Below are 16,137 nucleotides of genomic sequence, written 5' to 3'. Positions count from 1 at the left end.
GATGCCGACCGTCCGAGACGCCGTCACCGGTCACGCGTCCCGACGTGCCTCACGGGATCAGGCCCAGCCGACCTCGTGGGCGTCGACCGTGCCGTCGGCGATCGCGGCCACCAGTTGCGCGTGGTCGCGCTCGTTCTGGTCGGCATAGGCGCGGGCGAAGTCGACCAGGGCGGTGTCGGTGCGCTCGCTGCGGCCCAGGTAGTCGGCGATGCGGGCGGCGTCGCCGGAGCGGGCGTGGGCGCGGGCCAGTACCCGGGCGCAGGCGGTGGCGAACTGTTCGAGTTGGGGTGCGACGAGGGCGCCGTCGGCGGTGATCTTCATATCCCGGAACTGACGGACGTAGAAGTCCATGCCGTCCACGCTGGTCCAGCCGAGGAACTTGTCGGTGGTCGATTGCAGCATCCGCTGGCCGTGGGCGACCCGCGAACCGTGGTTGTCGTAGCGGCTCGGCGCCAGGAAGTCCTCGTAGACCGAGCGGCCCGCCTGTTTGACCTGGATGAAGAACGGGTCGCCGGTCCGGCGCTCCTCGAGCAGGGCCAGGTAGACCCGCATCCCGACGCTGCCGACGCCGACCACCTGCCGGGCGACATCGACGACCCGGAACCGGGTCAGCAGCGACCAGATGTGATCGGGCACCGATTCGGCGTAGTCGTGCACGACCGCCCCGACGAGCCTGCGCTGGTCGCCGCCGACCGCCACCCGGAACGGTGGGAGCTCGGTGATCCGCCGTCGCCCGTCCCGGATCTCGGTGAACTTGCCGAACGCGCCACGGCTGGTGCGTTTCACCGACCCACGCCGGATCTCCTTGCGCGCCAGCTCCTGTGCGCGGGGGCCGAAGTAGCCGAGGAAGTCCTCCACGTCGACCCGCTCGTACCAGATGTCGAGCTCGGGGGTGCGCGCGTACTCGGCCATGGCGCGGCGGTACGCGGCCGAGGTCGCCGCCACCGCCGCGTCCGACCGCGCCGCGGGCACCCCGTTGTCCCGGCCGAGCACCACCAGCGAGGCCACCAGGCGTTGCAGATCCCACTCGAACGGGCCGGGCAGCGTCTCGTCGAAATCACGCAGGTCGAAGACGAGATTGCGCTCGGGGCTGGCCCACATCCCGAAGTTCAGCACGTGCGCGTCCCCGCACAGCTGCACGCCGATTCCGGTATTCGGCCGGGAGGCCAGGTCCGCGGCCATGATCGCGGCACCGCCGCGATAGAACGTCCACGGCGAGGCCGCCATGCGCGCCATCCGGATCGGCACGAGATCCGGCGCCCGCAGCGCGTTCTGCGCCAGCACGGTCGCCAGCGCGTCGTGCCCACGCTGCCCGGGATCCCACGCGCCGAGGGCCGAACGCGGCACGATCTTGCGCGAATCCCGGCCTCGCCCAGCCTGTTCCGGCCGTTCGATCCGCTCGCGCGGCGCCAGCAGAAGGTCGAGCCCGTCCCCCACCGTCTTCCCATGCTCCGCGACGGACATCCGGCCTCCTCGGATCGACGCACTGCGCTGCGACACAACAGGGTTGCCTTCCACCGTAACCGGCGGATTCCGGTCCGACGCGCATCGCCGCGGCGCGGCGACCTGGGCTTCCCGCGCACGGCAAGGTCGGCACCGGGTGGTTGTTAAGCGAGGTCGGCCACGCTGGGCCCCATGAGCACGACGACACCGCCCCGGCGCGCCGAGCGGACCGGCGGCTACGAGCGCGACGCCGACGGGCGACTGACCTACGTCCGCCCCGACGCCGCGGAGCCGCAGCGCCCGGCAGACGAATTCCCGCTCAGCGGAACCACTTCCACCGGCGACGAGACCGGGGTGATCCCCGCCTTCCTCATCGACACGGCGCTGCACGCCGCCATCGGTGTCACCGTCTGGTACCTCGCGACCGGTTCGACCGCCGTCCTGTACGGCATCGCGGCCTGGCTCGGCGCGTCCTTCCTGCACCGCACGGTCGTCCAGCGGTTCACCCGCACGACCTTCGGCAAATGCTCGTTCGGCCTGCGTCTGCGCTACGCCGACGGCCGCTACCCGTCGCTGTGGCGGTTGATCGGGCAGTGGTTGCGCGGCGGCTGGTGCTGCTTCGATCTGTTCGGCAGTATCGGCTGACGCGAAAGGGGCGATCTCCCACGGAGACCGCCCCTTTTCCCGTGCTCAGCTCACAGCATGCAGGACACGCAACCCTCGACTTCGGTTCCCTCCAGGGCCATCTGACGCAGGCGGATGTAGTAGAGCGTCTTGATGCCCTTGCGCCAGGCGTAGATCTGGGCCTTGTTCAGGTCGCGGGTGGTAGCGGTGTCCTTGAAGAACAGCGTCAGCGACAGGCCCTGGTCCACGTGCTGGGTGGCCGCGGCGTAGGTGTCGATGATCTTCTCGTAGCCGATTTCGTAGGCGTCGTCGTAGTACTCGAGGTTGTCGTTGTCGAGGTACGGGGCCGGGTAGTAGACGCGGCCGATCTTGCCTTCCTTGCGGATCTCGATCTTCGACGCCACCGGGTGGATCGAGCTGGTGGAGTGGTTGATGTAGGAGATCGACCCGGTGGGCGGGACGGCCTGCAGGTTCTGGTTGTAGATGCCGAACTCCTGCACCGAGGCCTTCAGCTCACGCCAGTCGTCCTGGGTGGGGATGTGCACGCCGGCGTCGGCGAAGAGCTGACGGACCTTGTCGGTCTTGGGCTCCCACGCCTGCTCGGTGTACTTGTCGAAGTACTCGCCGCTGGCGTACTTCGACTCCGCGAAGCCGCCGAACGCGCTGCCGCGCTCCTTCGCGATCAGGTTCGAGGCCCGGATCGCGTGGTAGACCACGGTGTAGAAGTACATGTTGGTGAAGTCGACGCCCTCTTCGGAGCCGTAGTGGACCCGCTCCCGCGCCAGGTAGCCGTGCAGGTTCATCTGGCCGAGGCCGATGGCGTGGGACTCGTTGTTGCCCTGCTCGATCGAGGGCACCGAGTAGATGTGGGTCTGGTCCGAGACGGCGGTCAGCGCGCGGATCGAGGTCTCGATGGTCTGGCCGAAGTCCGGCGAGTCCATCGCCTTGGCGATGTTGAGCGAGCCGAGGTTGCAGGAGATGTCCTTGCCGACCTTCGAGTAGGACAGGTCGTCGTTGAACTCCGAGGGGGTCGAGACCTGCAGGATCTCCGAGCACAGGTTCGAGTGGGTGATCTTGCCCTTGATCGGGTTGGCCCGGTTCACCGTGTCCTCGAACATGATGTACGGGTAGCCCGACTCGAACTGCAGCTCGGCGATGGTCTGGAAGAACTCGCGCGCCTTGATCTTCGACTTGCGGATGCGCTTGTCGTCGACCATCTCGTAGTACTTCTCGGTGACGTCGACATCGGCGAACGGCTTGCCGTAGATGCGCTCGACGTCGTACGGCGAGAACAGGTACATGTCCTCGTTCTTCTTCGCCAGCTCGAAGGTGATGTCGGGGATCACCACGCCCAGCGACAGCGTCTTGATGCGGATCTTCTCGTCCGCGTTCTCCCGCTTGGTGTCGAGGAAGCGGTAGATGTCGGGGTGGTGCGCGTGCAGGTAGACCGCGCCGGCGCCCTGACGCGCGCCCAGCTGGTTGGCGTAGGAGAACGAGTCCTCGAGCAGCTTCATGATCGGGATGACACCCGAGCTCTGGTTCTCGATCTTCTTGATCGGCGCGCCGTGCTCACGGATGTTGCTCAGCAGCAGCGCCACACCGCCGCCGCGCTTGGACAGCTGCAGGGCGGAGTTGATGGAGCGGCCGATCGACTCCATGTTGTCCTCGATGCGCAGCAGGAAGCAGGACACGGGCTCGCCGCGCTGCTTCTTGCCGGAGTTGAGGAAGGTCGGGGTGGCGGGCTGGAACCGGCCGTCGATGATCTCGTCGACCAGCTTGTCCGCGAGGACCTGGTCGCCGGCGGCCAGCGTCAGCGCGACCATCACGACCCGGTCCTCGAACCGCTCCAGGTAGCGCTTGCCGTCGAAGGTCTTGAGCGTGTACGAGGTGTAGTACTTGAACGCGCCGAGGAAGGTCGGGAACCGGAACTTCTTGGCGTAGGCCCGCTGGAACAGGCTCTTGATGTACTCGCGGCTGTACTGGTCGAGGACTTCGGCCTCGTAGTAGTTCTCGTCGACCAGGTAGTCCAGCTTCTCGTCCAGGTTGTGGAAGAAGACGGTGTTCTGGTTGACGTGCTGCAAGAAGTACTGGTGCGCGGCCTCGCGATCCTTGTCGAACTGGATCTGTCCGTCGGGGCCGTACAGGTTCAGCATCGCGTTGAGGGCGTGGTAGTCGAGGACCTCGCCCGCCTCGCCGCGCACCGCGGCCTGCTCTAGGCGGGCAGTCTTGCCGGTCGGTGCTGTGGTTGCTGTTGCCAAAACAATCCCAATCCCTCTCGGACGCGCGCGACGTCCTCAGCGGTTCCCATGAGTTCGAAGCGATACAGGTACGGCACCCCGCATTTTCGCGAGATGATGTCGCCCGCAGCGCAATAGGTATCGCCGAAGTTCGTGTTGCCGGCCGCGATCACCCCGCGCAGCAGGGCGCGGTTGTGCGGGTCGTTGAGGAACTTGGCGACCTGCCGCGGTACGAGGTCCTTGTCGGACCGTTGTCCACCCATCACGTGCCGACCACCCCCGTAGGTGGGGGTGATCAGCACGTAGGGTTCGTCGACGCGCAGCGAATCAGCGGTGTGCAATGGAAGCCGAGTAGCCGGCAGACCCAGCTTCTCGACGAAACGACGAGTGTTCTCCGAAGCGCTGGAGAAGTAGACCAGCCCGCCCGGAGTCGTCCGTTCGGGCATGACGCCTCCTTCCGGCGAAGGTCCTAAGCGGCCGCGACGGCGAGCGACTTGATGCGATCGGGGCGGAAGCCCGACCAGTGATCCTCACCGGCGACGACGACCGGTGCCTGCAGGTAACCGAGCGCCATGACGTAGTCACGGGCCTCGGTGTTCTCGGAGATGTCGATGATCTCGTAGTCCACCCCGGCCTTGTCGAGCGCCTTGTAGGTGGCATTGCACTGGACGCAAGCGGGCTTGGTGTACACGGTGATGGTCATCTAGGTTCTCCCTCTCCTATGCCTGATCCACAGCCTGTGATCCGTATGCAGTGCACGAACGGTGATGCTGCGCAAACTCCTGGATCTGGCGAAGAAAGCCCTGCTCGTAACCCCTTCCCTTGGGCCCGATCAGTGGTGGCTTCACACCGTGTTCCAGTACTGGAGACACTACACCTAGTGGCCGACAGATTGGAACAACACAAGGTGTTGCGAGTCGCACAGATGTAATTCCCACGCCGTAAGTCCCAGGACGCGCGATCGACACGCTGGGAAAACAGTGGCCCAGATCACGATTTTGCATCCCGGCGAGTCTTCAGCAAACTTCGCGGACATGCGAAGGGGCGTCACATCCGCGTGGGATGCGACGCCCCGTGTCGAGCCGACAGGCAGCTTACGCCGAGACGAGCTTGCCGTCCGCGGCGGCAACCAGCTCGTGCACGGTCGCGCCGAGCTGGGTCAGCGCCTCGGCGTCCTGAGCCGGGTGGGTCTGGCCGAAACGCTCGCCGATGGTGCCGAAGCGCGCGTGGGCCGCCTCGACGACGACGCCGCCCGCGACACCGATCGCCTTGACCGCGTCACCGTGGGCCCACTCGGCCGCACGCGGGCTGATCGAGGCACTCACCACGGCGACCGGCTTGCCCTTGATCGCACCGGCCGCGTAGGGACGCGAGGCCCAGTCGATGGCGTTCTTCAGCACGGCGGGCAGGGTGCCGTTGTACTCGGGGGTGACCAGCAGGACGGCGTCGGCCGCGGCGACGGCGGCACGCAGCGCCGCGGCCTGCGCGGGCACCGAACCCGCGACGTCCAGGTCCTCGTTGTAGAACGGGATCTCCCCCAGACCCTCGTAGATCGCGATGTCCACACCTTCCGGGGCGGTCTGCACGGCCGCCTCGGCGAGCCTGCGATTGATCGAGCCCGCGCGCAGGCTTCCGACGAGAGTGAGGATGCGGGTCCCGGCCATGACGACTCCTGGTGTACTCAGTGGGATGATCGAAGTTTCATCCGACATTAACCGGACCGCAGTCCGATTACTTCCCGCGGAGGACGTGTGAGCGGCGTGAGCTCCAGCACACCCAGGCCGGACGAGCCGCCGCTGCTGCCGATCGGGCCGCCACGGCCCGGCGAGGCCGAGCCGATCGAGCGCGCCGACGCCGCCCGCAACCGCGCGCTGCTGCTCGACGCGGCCCAGCAGCTGGTGCGTGAGCACGGGGTGGCGGGACTGACGATGGACGCGGTCGCCAAGCGCGCCGGGGTCGGCAAAGGCACCGTCTTCCGGCGGTTCGGTAACCGCACCGGGCTGATGCTGGCCCTGCTCGACCACTCCGAACAGAAATTCCAGGCGGCGTTCATGTTCGGGCCGCCCCCGCTGGGCCCCACAGCGAACCCGGTCGAGCGGTTGATCGCGTTCGGCCGTACGCGCCTGCTCGACGTCGCCGTCGAGAGCGATCTGCACCGCGCCGCGGAGGAGAAGGGGCGGTTCGGCGGCGGCCCGTACGGCCTGCACAAGGCGCATGTCGTGCTGTTGCTGCGGGAGGCCGGGGTGAGCGGGGAACTGCCGCTGGTGGCCGACTCGCTGCTGTCGACATTGTCCGCGGCGCTGGTCATTCACCAGATCGACATCCTGGGCTACACCCGCGCTCAGATCGGCGACAACTGGGAATGGCTCGTTCGCCGCGTCGTTTCCCCTGCCGCACAAGTAGAGTGAGGCGGCATGGGGACACTGCGTGAACAGATCATCGCCGAGTTGGGCGTGCTGCCGGAGATCGAGCCGAAGCAGGAGGTCCGCCGTCGCGTCGACTTCCTCAAGGACTACCTGAACTCCACCCCCGCCCGCGGCTTCGCCCTGGGCATCAGCGGCGGCCAGGACAGCGCCCTGGCGGGCAGGCTGTGCCAGCTCGCCGTCGAGGAACTGCGCGCCGAGGGCGTCGAGGCGACCTTCCTCGCCGTGCGGCTGCCCTACGGCATGCAGGCCGACGAGCACGACGCGCAGATCGCGCTGAACTTCATCGACCCCGACCGGGCGGTCGTGGTGAACATCCGGCCCGGCGCCGACGCGGTGGCCGCCGAGGTCGCCGGGGCGCTCGACCACGAGCGGCTGCGCGATTTCGTGCGGGGCAACATCAAGGCCCGCGAGCGGATGGTCGCCCAGTACGCGCTGGCCGGGCAGGAGAACCTGCTGGTCGTCGGCACCGATCACGCCGCCGAGGCGGTCACCGGGTTCTTCACCAAGTTCGGTGACGGCGGCGTCGACCTGACCCCGCTCACCGGTCTCACCAAGCGTCAGGGCGCCGCGCTGCTGCAGGAACTGGGCGCGCCGTCGAGCATCTGGTCCAAGGTCCCCACCGCCGACCTCGAGGACGACCGCCCCGCCCTGCCCGACGAGGAAGCCCTCGGCCTGCGCTACGCCGAGCTCGACGACTACCTCGAGGGCAAGGACGTCACGCCGGAGGTCGCCGCCCGCGTGGAGTCGATCTTCACCAACACCCGGCACAAGCGCACCGTCCCGGTCACCCCGCTCGACACCTGGTGGCGGTAGCCGGCTGCCCGGGATTCCGGCCGCCGGGTCGACTCAGTTCTCCCCCGGCGCGCCGACACCGGACGCCGTCGCGCGCAACAGAGCGCGGACCAGGTCGTAGTCCGGTTCCTTGCGGAAGCGCAGGCAGCCCTTGCCCATGTCCTGGCTCGCCAGGCGCTCGGCGAAGGCGGCGCGGACGTCGGCCCGCAGCAGGTAGAAGGAGATGTACTGCTTCTGGCTCGCGAAGGCGATCTCGCCGACACCATCTCGCTCGTAGGCGGGCATGCCGTAGGCCATGACCTCGGTGCGGCCGGGGAGTTCGGCCAGGCACAGCTCACGCAGCCGGGTCAGCGCCGCGCGCCGATGGTCCGGGAGTTCGGCGAGATAGGCGTCGACGTCGGGAGCCGCGCTCTGGACCATCCTGCTAACCGCCCGCGAACGGGGGCAGGACGTCGACCCGGTCGCGGAGCATGGCCGACGGGTCGCGGGTGAGTTCGTCGCCGATCAGGAAGGCGCAGACCCCGACGAGCGAGTCGACCTCGGAGCCGTAGGCGGCGGCGAGCGAGGCGCGCAGGTCGGCGACGGTCGCGCCCGCGGGCAGGTCGAGCGATTCGGTGCTCTTGCCGACCGCGTCGGCGATCGCGGCGAAGTAGCGGACCTCAACCACCGATGGCTCCCATCGTGCGTTCCGGAGGGACGAAACCGGCGGCGTCGATACCGTGACCGGCCCACTTCTGCCACATGGCGCCGCGCCACAGCTCGGCGACCTCGTCGTCGTCGGCACCGGCGCGCAGCGCGGTCCGCACATCGAACTCCTGGTCGCTGAACAGGCACGAGCGCAGCATGCCGTCGGCGGTGAGCCGGGTCCGGTCGCAGCTGTCGCAGAACTTACGGGTGACGGTCGCGATGATGCCGACCGTGGCCGGGCCGCCGTCGACCAGCCACTTCTCGGCCGGCGCCGAGGGGTCGGCGCGGCCCGCCTCGGTGAGGGTGAACCGTTCGCCGAGCACGTCGAGCAGGTCGGCGGCGGTCACCATGTCGGTGCGCGCCCACTCGTGGTCGGCGTCGAGCGGCATCTCCTCGATGAACCGCAGCTCGCACTGTTCGGCCAGGCACCACGCGAGCAGGTCGGGCGCACCGGCCAGGTTCTGCCGCATCAGCACCGCGTTCACCTTGACCGGGGCGAGCCCGACATCGCGGGCGGCGCGGATGCCGTCGAGTACCGACTCGAGCCGGTCGCGGCGGGTCAGCCGGGTGAAGTCGGCCCGGTCGACGGTGTCGAGGGAGACATTGACCCGGCTCAGTCCGGCCTCGGCCAGGGCCTTGGCGCGGTGTTCGAGGCCGACGCCGTTGGTCGTCATGGCCAGCGGGGTGTCGGGCACGGCCGCGTGACAGCCCGCGATGATCTGCTCGAGCTCGCGGCGCATCAGCGGTTCGCCGCCGGTGAAGCGGACCTCGCGCACGCCCAGTTCCCGCACGGCCAGCGTCACCAGCCGGACGATCTCGTCGGCGCTGAGCAGTTCCTCGCGCGGAATCGGCGGCAGGCCCTCTTCGGGCATGCAGTAGGTGCAGCGCAGCGAGCACTTCTCGGTGATGGAGACGCGCAGATCGCGCGCGACCCGACCGAAGCGGTCGACGAGGAGCGGCGTCTCGGGCCGGCCGTCGAGGGAGGGCCGCTCCGATCGCACAGCGGGTATCCCCATTTCGACCAGCGTCATCTTTACAGTATGACCCGTCGCCCCCGACGCGGACCGTCCGGAGCGCCGATCCGTCACGAAGTCGACAGCTCACCGTCCGCGCCCCTCGCCGGTGAGCGATCCGGGCCTGACCCGCCGGTCGGACGGCGATTAGGCTGGCAGCATGACTCCCCGGCCCGCCACCGCGTCGGCGCGCAGCGTCGACGAGTACCGCGACACCGTCGCCGCGCTGCTGGCCCCGCTCGCCGACCGCCCGGCCGAGCAGGTGGCGGTGCCCGACGCGCTGGGCCGCGTGCTGACCGCCGACGTGCTGTCCCCGATCGATCTGCCGGTCTTCCGCAACTCGGCCATGGACGGATACGCGGTGCGCGCCGCCGACGTGGCGGTCACGCCGGTCACCCTGCCGGTCGTCGGGGTCGTGGCGGCGGGCAAGCCGGGCACCGAGCCGCTGCCGGCGGGCTCGGCGCTGAAGGTGATGACCGGTGCGCCGATCCCGCCCGGCGCCGACTGCGTCGTCCCGGTCGAGGACGTGCAGGCGGGCGAGGGCCGGATCGTGGTCGAGCGCGGCCGGGCCCGCGGTGAGTTCGTGCGCGAGGCCGGCACCGATGTGCGCGCCGGCGAGCTGGTCGCCCGGGCGGGCACCGTGCTCGCGCCCCGGCACATCGCGGCGCTGGCCGCCGTCGGCCTGCCGACCGTGCCGGTGCTGAGCCGTCTGCGCGCGGTCTGCATCACCACCGGTGACGAACTCCAGCCCGCCGGGACCGAGCTGGCGCCGGGCCAGATCTACAACTCCAACGGGATCGCGCTGGCCGCGGCCCTGCGCGCCGACGGTGTCGAGGTCGTCGAGGTCGCGCACAGCACCGACGATCCGGCGGAGTTCACCGCCGTGCTGCGCGCCGCCGTGGCCGCCGCCGATCTGGTCTTCACCTCCGGCGGGGTGTCGAAGGGCGATTTCGAGGTGGTCAAGGACGTGCTGCAGCCCCTGGGCGGCACCTTCGGTTCGGTCGCGGTGCAGCCCGGCGGACCGCAGGGGTACACGGTCGTCGACGGTGTACCGGTGCTGAGTTTTCCGGGCAACCCGGTGAGCACCACCGTGTCCTACTCGGTGTTCGCCCGCGACGTGGTGCGCGCGCTGGGTGGCCTGCCCGCGCCGGCCACCGCCGAGGTCACCCTGCTGACACCCGTGCGCTCCCCCGCGGGCAGACGCCAGTATCTGCGCGGCTTGGTGACCGACGACGGCGTCGAGGTGGTCTCGGGCCCCGGTTCCCATCTCATCGCGGGCATGGCCTGGGCCGATGTGCTCGTCGATGTGCCCGCCGAGGTCACCTCGCTGCCCGCGGGTGTCCCTGTGCGAATCTTGTCGCTATGAGCGAGTTGTCCCACGTCGACCGCGAGGGTCGCGCGCGCATGGTCGATGTCAGCGGTAAGGCCGACACCACCCGGATCGCTGTCGCCGCAGGCGAATTGCAGACCACCGCCGAGGTGGTCGCGCTGGTGCGGGCCGAGGGGATGCCCAAGGCCGATGTGCTGTCGACCGCGCGGCTGGCCGGAATCGCCGGTGCCAAGAAGACTTCCGAGCTGATTCCGCTGTGTCATCAGCTGGCACTGTCGTCGGTGAAGGTGGAGTTCGGGTTCACCGAGACGACCATCACCGTCGAGGCCACCGCCAAGACCACCGGGCCGACCGGGGTCGAGATGGAGGCGCTCACGGCCGTGGCCGTCGCGGGTCTCACGCTGCACGACATGGTGAAGGCGGTGGACCCCGCGGCAGTGATGAACGGGGTGCGGCTGGTCACCAAAGAAGGTGGCAAGCACGGGCATTGGGTGCGTCCGGAGGCGCGATCCAGCAGCGCGCCGACGAGCCCGACCGGCAACGGCTCGGACACCGCACCCGCCGAATCCGGTTCGGCGACAACCGCTCCGGTCGACACCACTGCCGAACACGCGACCGCCGTGCGTGATTCGCGCACGGCGGTGGTCGTGGTCGCGTCCACCGGGGCCGCGGCGGGAACCCGCGTCGACACCACCGGCCCGGTGCTCGCCGAATGGCTCGGCGCCCAGGGATTCTCGGTGCGCGGCCCGCTCGTGTACGCCGACGCCGAGATCGCGGCCGGGTTGGCCGATGCCCTCACGGACGCGCCGTCGCTGATCGTCACCACCGGTGGCACCGGCGCCTCCCCCACCGATGCCACCCCCGAGGCCACCCGGGCCGTCCTCGATCGCGAACTGCCCGGCGTCGCCGATGCCATCCGGCAGCGCGGCACGGCGAAGTTCCCGCTCGCGGCGCTCAGCCGGGGCGTGGCCGGGCTGGCAGGCCGCACCGTCGTGGTCAACCTGCCGGGTTCGCCCGGCGGGGTGAAGGACGGGATCGCGGTCCTGGAACCCCTGTTGAATCATCTGCTCGCGCAAGTAGCCGGAGGCGGCGACCATGAATGACCACGGCGCGGTGCGCCTGACCGCGATCAGCGACCAGGCGCTGGATCCGATCGCCGTCGAAAAGGCTGTCGACGGACCGGAGTTCGGTGCCGTCGTGGTGTTCACCGGCAAGGTGCGCAATCACGACGGCGGCCAGGCGGTGACGGCGCTCGAATACTCCGCGCACCCCCAGGCCGAGCGGTTCCTGACCGAGATCTGCGCCGAAGTCGCCGCCGCGCACGGACTTCCGGTGGCGGCGAGCCATCGCATCGGCTCGCTCACCATCGGTGACCTGGCGATCGTGGTGGCGGTCGCGGCGCCGCATCGGGCCGAGGCGTTCACCGTCTGCGCCGAACTCGTCGACCGGATCAAGCACGAGGTGCCGATCTGGAAGCGGCAGCTGTTCGCCGACGGCCTGTCCGAATGGGTCAATGCCTGCGGCTGAGCGTCACCGCGGGGTGTAGCGCCAGACGCCGAGCATCGCCTGGTCGTCCATCAGCTCCTCGCCCTCGAAGACGGTGCCGCGCAGGCGTTCCAGTGCCGCGTCCTCGTCGAGTCCGGTGCCGATGAGCACCAGGTTCGACACGCGTTCCTCGCCGCGCCCCCACGAGCCGGGGGTGAACACCACATGCCTGCCGACCAGGTGCATCTCGAACTTGCGCCGCTCTCCCGCCACCGCGAAGGCCACACAGCCCTTGGCCCGGAACAGGCCCGGCGGCGGATCTTCCAGGAAGGCGATCAGGGCGCGCGGGTCCAGCTCCCGCTTGCTGGTGAACGACACCGACACGTATTCGTCGTGCAGGTGCCGGTGGACCGGGTCGTCGTGATCATGGTCGTGGTCGTCGAGCAACGAGTCGAAACTGAGCTGCTGGGCCACCTTCGGTTCCGCGAGCACCCGGTCGTCGAACAGCAGACCGGGATCGACGCGGCCGTAGGTCGTCGCGTAGACCGGCACCTGGCCGACCCACTCCGACACCTGCGCGCGCAGCTCGGCCAGTGCCTCGGCCGAGACCCGGTCGGCCTTGTTCACCAGCACGAGATCGGCCAGGCGCAGGTGCGAGACCAGTTCCGGGTGCTGGGCGCTCGTCGCGCCGAACAGCTCGGCGTCGACCACCTCGACCAGCCCGCCGTATCCGATCCGCGGGTTCGGGTTGGCCACCACCATGCGGATCAGATTGCGTGGCTCGGCCAGCCCACTGGCCTCCACCACGATGACGTCGACGGCGCTGCGCGGCTGCGCCAGCGTCGCGAACAGGTCGTCGAGTTCGGAGACGTCCACCGCGCAGCACACGCAGCCGTTGCCCAGCGACACCATCGCGTCGACCTGGCCCGCCACCAGCATCGCGTCGATGTTCACCGCGCCGAAGTCGTTGACCACCACCCCGATCCGGGTGCCCCGGTTGTTGCGCAACAGCGAGTTGAGCAGGGTCGTCTTGCCCGACCCGAGAAACCCCGCAACGATCACCACAGGAATCACCGTGCCGATTGTGCCGCAACGGCCGCGGCCGCCGACCCCTGGGCGGGTCGGCGGCCGCGCGCGTGCGGTTACTTCGTCGGGCCGAAGACCAGGCCGACCAGCGTGTAGGCGAGGTTGATCAACTGGTTGGTGATCGCGGTGTTGTCCATGCCCAGTGCCCTGGCCAGCGGCATCAGCATGTTCATCACGGTGAGGATCGGACCGCCGAGCGAACTCAGGTCGGGGGCCGTCTCGTCCGGGGCGGACTGCTGCTGATTCTTGGGCGTGGTGCCGCGTTCCCGCGGGGTGGGCGCGGGCGCCGCCGGTGCGCCGGGCGCCGCGGTGCGCACCTCGGCGGTGCCGGGGATCGCCAGGTGCCCGCCCGAGCCGGTCGGCGGCTTCGGGGCCACCCGGGGCTGCTGGGCGGGAGCCTGGTCGGGGGCGCCGCCGGGGAACGTCAGGTGTCCGCTGGATCCGGCGGGCAGCCGGGGCTCGGCGGAGACCGGGTCACCGAGCGGTGCGCGGGCCGGAACGGCCGCGGGCTGGGCGGGCGCCGGTGCCGGAGTCGGCTCGGTCGTCGGCGGTTGATCGCCGCCGGGCGCTGCCTCCGGGGCCGCGGCGGGCGCTTGCGCATCCGCGGGCGGGGTCGGGGGCGTGCTGGTCGGGGTCGTCCCGGCAGGCGCGCCTGCCGGGGCGGGGGCCGGTGTGGGGTCGGCCGGAGCAGGATTCTCTGCCGGGGCCGGGGCCGGATCGGCGGGATTCGAGTTCGCTGCCGGGGCCGGGGCGGCGGGGTTCGGGTTCGCAGCCGGGGCCGGATCGGCGGCCTTCGGTGCCGGGTCGGCGGGGTTCGGATCGGATTCCACCGGCGCGCCCGGTGCCGGGGCCGGCGTGGTCGGCGCGGCGGCCGGTGCCGGCGCCGGAGCGGGGGTCGCGGCGGGGACGCGGCCGTTCGCGGGTGTCGAATCCGGCGCGGAGGCGGGCACGGCGGCCGAGACGGGCTTGTTGAGCAGGAAGCCCACCACCCCGGTCGCGATCGCGACGGCGTGCTCGAGCTGTCCCTCGCGCGATTCGAGCAGTGCGGCGTCCTCGGGATTGGCGCCGTTGCCCATCTCGACGAAGACCAGCGGCACCTGGGTCAGCGCCGGGCCGGCCACATCGGCCCTGGTCTGCAACCCGTTGCTGACGCCCGCGTAGGTGGCGGACGGGAAGCCGGCGGCGAGATAGGCATCGCGCACCGCGGTCGACGCGGCGCGGCCCGCACCGGACTGCGCGCGGTCGGCGACCGCATCGGGGATCGGCAGCTGCGGCACGATCAGATGGAAGCCGCGCTGGTCGGCGGGAGCGCTGTCGGCGTGGATGCTCACCGCGATCGCGGCACCGGACTCATTGGCGGCGCGGGCGCGATCGTCGACGCAGCCGCCCCAGCCGGTGTCGTCGGCGCGACTGAGCACCACCTCGGCGCCGAGCGCCTGCAGCGACGCCTTCACCAGCTGGGTGACCTCCCAGTTGATGGTGTGCTCGGGGATGCCGTTGAGCGAGGTCATGCCGGTGGTCTGGCAGTCCTTGGTGCCGCCGCGCCCGTTGTCGACCTGGCGGCTCAGATCCTCCGCGTGCGCGGACCCCTGATGGCCGGGGTCGAGGAAGATCGTCTTGCCGGCGAGCTGGTCGCCGACGGCGGGTTCCGGCGCGGCGTGCGCCGTCGCGGGCACCAGTCCCGTCAGCGACAGGACGACCGCGGCGGAGACGGTGGAGCAGAGACCGGCCTTGATGATGTTTGGTTGCATGTTCGGTCGGTGCCCCGGAACGGAGCACCCCTCCCTTCCCATTGGTAACACCAAACCCAGTGGTTCACTCTTGCAACGTGAGCAACCACAGAGCAAGCACCGTTACCGAAATGTGACGAGAGGAAAGCGCAGGTTAGCGCTGGTCAAATGCCCAGATCGCGAGCGATGTCGACCGGATCAGGCAACCTCGGGCAATTGCCGCAGCGAGCGCAGCGCGTAGTGCACGCGGGTCTTCACCGTCCCCACCGGCACCCCGAAATCCGCGGCCACCTCCCGGTAGCCGCGATCGTGCAGGATCACCTCGACGACCGCGGCCCGCTGCGGCTCGGGCAGTCGGGCCAGCAGCTGATCGACCAGCAACCCGTCGACCAGCCCGTCGGCGAAATCCGGCCTGCCGATGCAGGCGACCTCGGTGATGTCGTCCCAGCCGACGTCACCGGGCCGGGCGGCGCGCGCCCGCACGATGTCGACGACGACGTTGCGCTCGATCGCCAGCAGCCAGGTCCGCACGCTGCCCTTGCGCGCGTCGAAGTCACGACACGACCGCCAGCCACGCAGCAGGGTCTCCTGCACCGCGTGCTCGGCCAGGCCGGGATCTCCCAGACTGCGCATCGCCCGCCAGTGCAGCAGGCCACGGTCGGTGGCCAGCACCTCGGCCAGCCCGTCGGGGGTACACAGGCGCGCGCAGTGCGCACCGCAGGAGTTGTCCTTCATATGGGGGTATCGCCGCGCATCGCCCCGATGACAACGCCGGCGTTAAGCCACTCTTCAGAATCCTGCTGGCCCCGCACGCGACACTCGTTTCGCGAGCCCGGCCAGGGCCTGCTCCAGGAGGGGGGAGCAGGGCCGCCGGGCTCGCCCTTTTCCACCCATTCCCTGGCGCGAGCGGGGATCGGCGACGACAATCGCGGCGAGGGAGCGAGAAAACGTGGACATCCATGCATATCCGACCGACGCGCAGACGCCGGTCGACCGGGCCGAGGCCACCCGCATCGCGGCCGACCATCTACCACCCCCGATCCCGGCCACCGACCGGCACATCGTCGAATTCGCCGGCGGCTTCGTCGTCTACGAGGTCCGGCCGCTACACGCGCCCGTGGATCGGCCACTGCCGATCGGCGGTTCGGTGTACGTCATCGACAAGGCGACCGGCGCGGTGTCGTACTGGCCGACCTACCCGTGCTCGGCGGTCGCCGAGCGCTACGAAGCGGGACGGGTGATCGTCGAGGACGCCTGGCCCGAGCAGGACGACTGATCGCGGAG

The 16,137-nt window shown here is 69.9% G+C and carries 18 protein-coding genes; 7 read left to right on the top strand and 11 right to left on the bottom strand.

The window, feature by feature from the left end; translation table 11 throughout:
- Positions 1-57 precede the first annotated feature (57 nt).
- On the bottom strand, positions 58-1,464 hold the full coding sequence (locus ACIO52_RS23680) for a DUF2252 domain-containing protein (protein WP_402646831.1): 1,407 nt from the start codon (positions 1,462-1,464) through the stop codon (positions 58-60).
- 171 nt (positions 1,465-1,635) lie between these two features.
- On the opposite strand from ACIO52_RS23680, the gene ACIO52_RS23675 reads away from it, so the two are divergent.
- Complete coding sequence (locus ACIO52_RS23675) at positions 1,636-2,088, top strand: RDD family protein (RefSeq protein WP_316575716.1); 453 nt, start codon at positions 1,636-1,638, stop codon at positions 2,086-2,088.
- Between the two features lie 50 nt (positions 2,089-2,138).
- Here the strand turns inward: ACIO52_RS23675 and nrdE are convergent, their stop codons facing one another.
- From nrdE to ACIO52_RS23655, 4 genes are all read right to left on the bottom strand, one after another.
- Positions 2,139-4,220 (bottom strand): class 1b ribonucleoside-diphosphate reductase subunit alpha, encoded by a 2,082-nt coding sequence (gene nrdE / locus ACIO52_RS23670; protein WP_255587059.1) that lies wholly within the window; start codon positions 4,218-4,220, stop codon positions 2,139-2,141.
- A gap of 59 nt (positions 4,221-4,279) precedes the next feature.
- Complete coding sequence (gene nrdI, locus ACIO52_RS23665; RefSeq protein WP_316575717.1) at positions 4,280-4,750, bottom strand: class Ib ribonucleoside-diphosphate reductase assembly flavoprotein NrdI; 471 nt, start codon at positions 4,748-4,750, stop codon at positions 4,280-4,282.
- A 23-nt stretch (positions 4,751-4,773) separates the two neighbouring features.
- On the bottom strand, positions 4,774-5,007 hold the full coding sequence (locus ACIO52_RS23660; protein ID WP_218716707.1) for a redoxin NrdH: 234 nt from the start codon (positions 5,005-5,007) through the stop codon (positions 4,774-4,776).
- Positions 5,008-5,398: 391 nt separating this feature from the next.
- Complete coding sequence (locus tag ACIO52_RS23655; RefSeq protein ID WP_218716708.1) at positions 5,399-5,968, bottom strand: NAD(P)H-dependent oxidoreductase; 570 nt, start codon at positions 5,966-5,968, stop codon at positions 5,399-5,401.
- An 87-nt stretch (positions 5,969-6,055) separates the two neighbouring features.
- Between ACIO52_RS23655 and ACIO52_RS23650 the strand changes: the two genes are divergently transcribed.
- Positions 6,056-6,712 carry a TetR/AcrR family transcriptional regulator gene (locus ACIO52_RS23650; protein ID WP_394358738.1) on the top strand — a complete coding sequence of 219 codons (657 nt, stop codon included), beginning with the start codon at positions 6,056-6,058 and terminating at the stop codon, positions 6,710-6,712.
- Positions 6,713-6,718: 6 nt separating this feature from the next.
- The gene (gene nadE / locus ACIO52_RS23645) at positions 6,719-7,543 is read left to right on the top strand and encodes an ammonia-dependent NAD(+) synthetase (RefSeq protein WP_218716710.1); all 825 of its coding nucleotides are present in this window, start codon (positions 6,719-6,721) and stop codon (positions 7,541-7,543) included.
- 33 nt (positions 7,544-7,576) lie between these two features.
- On the opposite strand, the gene ACIO52_RS23640 is transcribed toward nadE, so the two are convergent.
- The 3 genes from ACIO52_RS23640 to moaA are packed head-to-tail and all read right to left on the bottom strand — an operon-like array spanning position 7,577 to position 9,240.
- Positions 7,577-7,942: an iron chaperone gene (locus ACIO52_RS23640; RefSeq protein WP_218716711.1), complete on the bottom strand. Its 366-nt coding sequence runs from the start codon at positions 7,940-7,942 to the stop codon at positions 7,577-7,579.
- Positions 7,943-7,946: 4 nt separating this feature from the next.
- On the bottom strand, positions 7,947-8,189 hold the full coding sequence (locus ACIO52_RS23635; RefSeq protein WP_316575720.1) for a MoaD/ThiS family protein: 243 nt from the start codon (positions 8,187-8,189) through the stop codon (positions 7,947-7,949).
- On the bottom strand, positions 8,182-9,240 hold the full coding sequence (gene moaA / locus ACIO52_RS23630) for a GTP 3',8-cyclase MoaA (protein ID WP_218716713.1): 1,059 nt from the start codon (positions 9,238-9,240) through the stop codon (positions 8,182-8,184). The genes ACIO52_RS23635 and moaA overlap by 8 nt, the downstream gene beginning before the upstream one ends.
- Positions 9,241-9,382: 142 nt before the next feature.
- Between moaA and glp the strand changes: the two genes are divergently transcribed.
- The 3 genes from glp to ACIO52_RS23615 are packed head-to-tail and all read left to right on the top strand — an operon-like array spanning position 9,383 to position 12,079.
- Complete coding sequence (glp, locus tag ACIO52_RS23625) at positions 9,383-10,588, top strand: gephyrin-like molybdotransferase Glp (RefSeq protein ID WP_218716714.1); 1,206 nt, start codon at positions 9,383-9,385, stop codon at positions 10,586-10,588.
- Entirely contained in the window at positions 10,585-11,655 is a 1,071-nt protein-coding gene (gene moaCB / locus ACIO52_RS23620) for a bifunctional molybdenum cofactor biosynthesis protein MoaC/MoaB (protein WP_402646823.1), read from the top strand. Before glp ends, moaCB begins: the two co-directional genes overlap by 4 nt.
- Positions 11,648-12,079: a molybdenum cofactor biosynthesis protein MoaE gene (locus ACIO52_RS23615; RefSeq protein WP_218716716.1), complete on the top strand. Its 432-nt coding sequence runs from the start codon at positions 11,648-11,650 to the stop codon at positions 12,077-12,079. The genes moaCB and ACIO52_RS23615 overlap by 8 nt, the downstream gene beginning before the upstream one ends.
- A gap of 3 nt (positions 12,080-12,082) precedes the next feature.
- Here the strand turns inward: ACIO52_RS23615 and ACIO52_RS23610 are convergent, their stop codons facing one another.
- From ACIO52_RS23610 to ACIO52_RS23600, 3 genes are all read right to left on the bottom strand, one after another.
- Positions 12,083-13,102 (bottom strand): CobW family GTP-binding protein, encoded by a 1,020-nt coding sequence (locus ACIO52_RS23610; RefSeq protein ID WP_402646820.1) that lies wholly within the window; start codon positions 13,100-13,102, stop codon positions 12,083-12,085.
- Positions 13,103-13,179: 77 nt separating this feature from the next.
- Positions 13,180-14,874 carry an N-acetylmuramoyl-L-alanine amidase gene (locus ACIO52_RS23605; RefSeq protein WP_402646818.1) on the bottom strand — a complete coding sequence of 565 codons (1,695 nt, stop codon included), beginning with the start codon at positions 14,872-14,874 and terminating at the stop codon, positions 13,180-13,182.
- Between the two features lie 177 nt (positions 14,875-15,051).
- Entirely contained in the window at positions 15,052-15,588 is a 537-nt protein-coding gene (locus tag ACIO52_RS23600; protein ID WP_218717022.1) for a sigma-70 family RNA polymerase sigma factor, read from the bottom strand.
- Between the two features lie 214 nt (positions 15,589-15,802).
- On the opposite strand from ACIO52_RS23600, the gene ACIO52_RS23595 reads away from it, so the two are divergent.
- The gene (locus tag ACIO52_RS23595; RefSeq protein ID WP_316575721.1) at positions 15,803-16,129 is read left to right on the top strand and encodes a hypothetical protein; all 327 of its coding nucleotides are present in this window, start codon (positions 15,803-15,805) and stop codon (positions 16,127-16,129) included.
- Positions 16,130-16,137 lie beyond the last annotated feature (8 nt).

Origin of the sequence: Nocardia sp. NPDC087230 (assembly GCF_044744725.1) — a bacterium.
Lineage (GTDB): Bacteria > Actinomycetota > Actinomycetes > Mycobacteriales > Mycobacteriaceae > Nocardia > Nocardia canadensis.
Note: the sequence above shows the minus strand (reverse complement) of the source record. Positions and strands in the feature narration are given on the sequence as shown.

Bases quoted from the DNA above. Each gene is read 5' to 3' on its own strand.
- ACIO52_RS23680 (WP_402646831.1), bottom strand. From the start codon at position 1,464: ATGTCCGTCGCGGAGCATGGGAAGACGGTGGGGGACGGGCTCGACCTT.
- ACIO52_RS23675 (WP_316575716.1), top strand. From the start codon at position 1,636: ATGAGCACGACGACACCGCCCCGGCGCGCCGAGCGGACCGGCGGCTAC.
- nrdE (WP_255587059.1), bottom strand. From the start codon at position 4,220: ATGCTGAACCTGTACGGCCCCGACGGACAGATCCAGTTCGACAAGGAT.
- nrdI (WP_316575717.1), bottom strand. From the start codon at position 4,750: ATGCCCGAACGGACGACTCCGGGCGGGCTGGTCTACTTCTCCAGCGCT.
- ACIO52_RS23660 (WP_218716707.1), bottom strand. From the start codon at position 5,007: ATGACCATCACCGTGTACACCAAGCCCGCTTGCGTCCAGTGCAATGCC.
- ACIO52_RS23655 (WP_218716708.1), bottom strand. From the start codon at position 5,968: ATGGCCGGGACCCGCATCCTCACTCTCGTCGGAAGCCTGCGCGCGGGC.
- nadE (WP_218716710.1), top strand. From the start codon at position 6,719: ATGGGGACACTGCGTGAACAGATCATCGCCGAGTTGGGCGTGCTGCCG.
- ACIO52_RS23640 (WP_218716711.1), bottom strand. From the start codon at position 7,942: ATGGTCCAGAGCGCGGCTCCCGACGTCGACGCCTATCTCGCCGAACTC.
- moaA (WP_218716713.1), bottom strand. From the start codon at position 9,240: ATGACGCTGGTCGAAATGGGGATACCCGCTGTGCGATCGGAGCGGCCC.
- glp (WP_218716714.1), top strand. From the start codon at position 9,383: ATGACTCCCCGGCCCGCCACCGCGTCGGCGCGCAGCGTCGACGAGTAC.
- moaCB (WP_402646823.1), top strand. From the start codon at position 10,585: ATGAGCGAGTTGTCCCACGTCGACCGCGAGGGTCGCGCGCGCATGGTC.
- ACIO52_RS23615 (WP_218716716.1), top strand. From the start codon at position 11,648: ATGAATGACCACGGCGCGGTGCGCCTGACCGCGATCAGCGACCAGGCG.
- ACIO52_RS23605 (WP_402646818.1), bottom strand. From the start codon at position 14,874: ATGCAACCAAACATCATCAAGGCCGGTCTCTGCTCCACCGTCTCCGCC.
- ACIO52_RS23600 (WP_218717022.1), bottom strand. From the start codon at position 15,588: ATGAAGGACAACTCCTGCGGTGCGCACTGCGCGCGCCTGTGTACCCCC.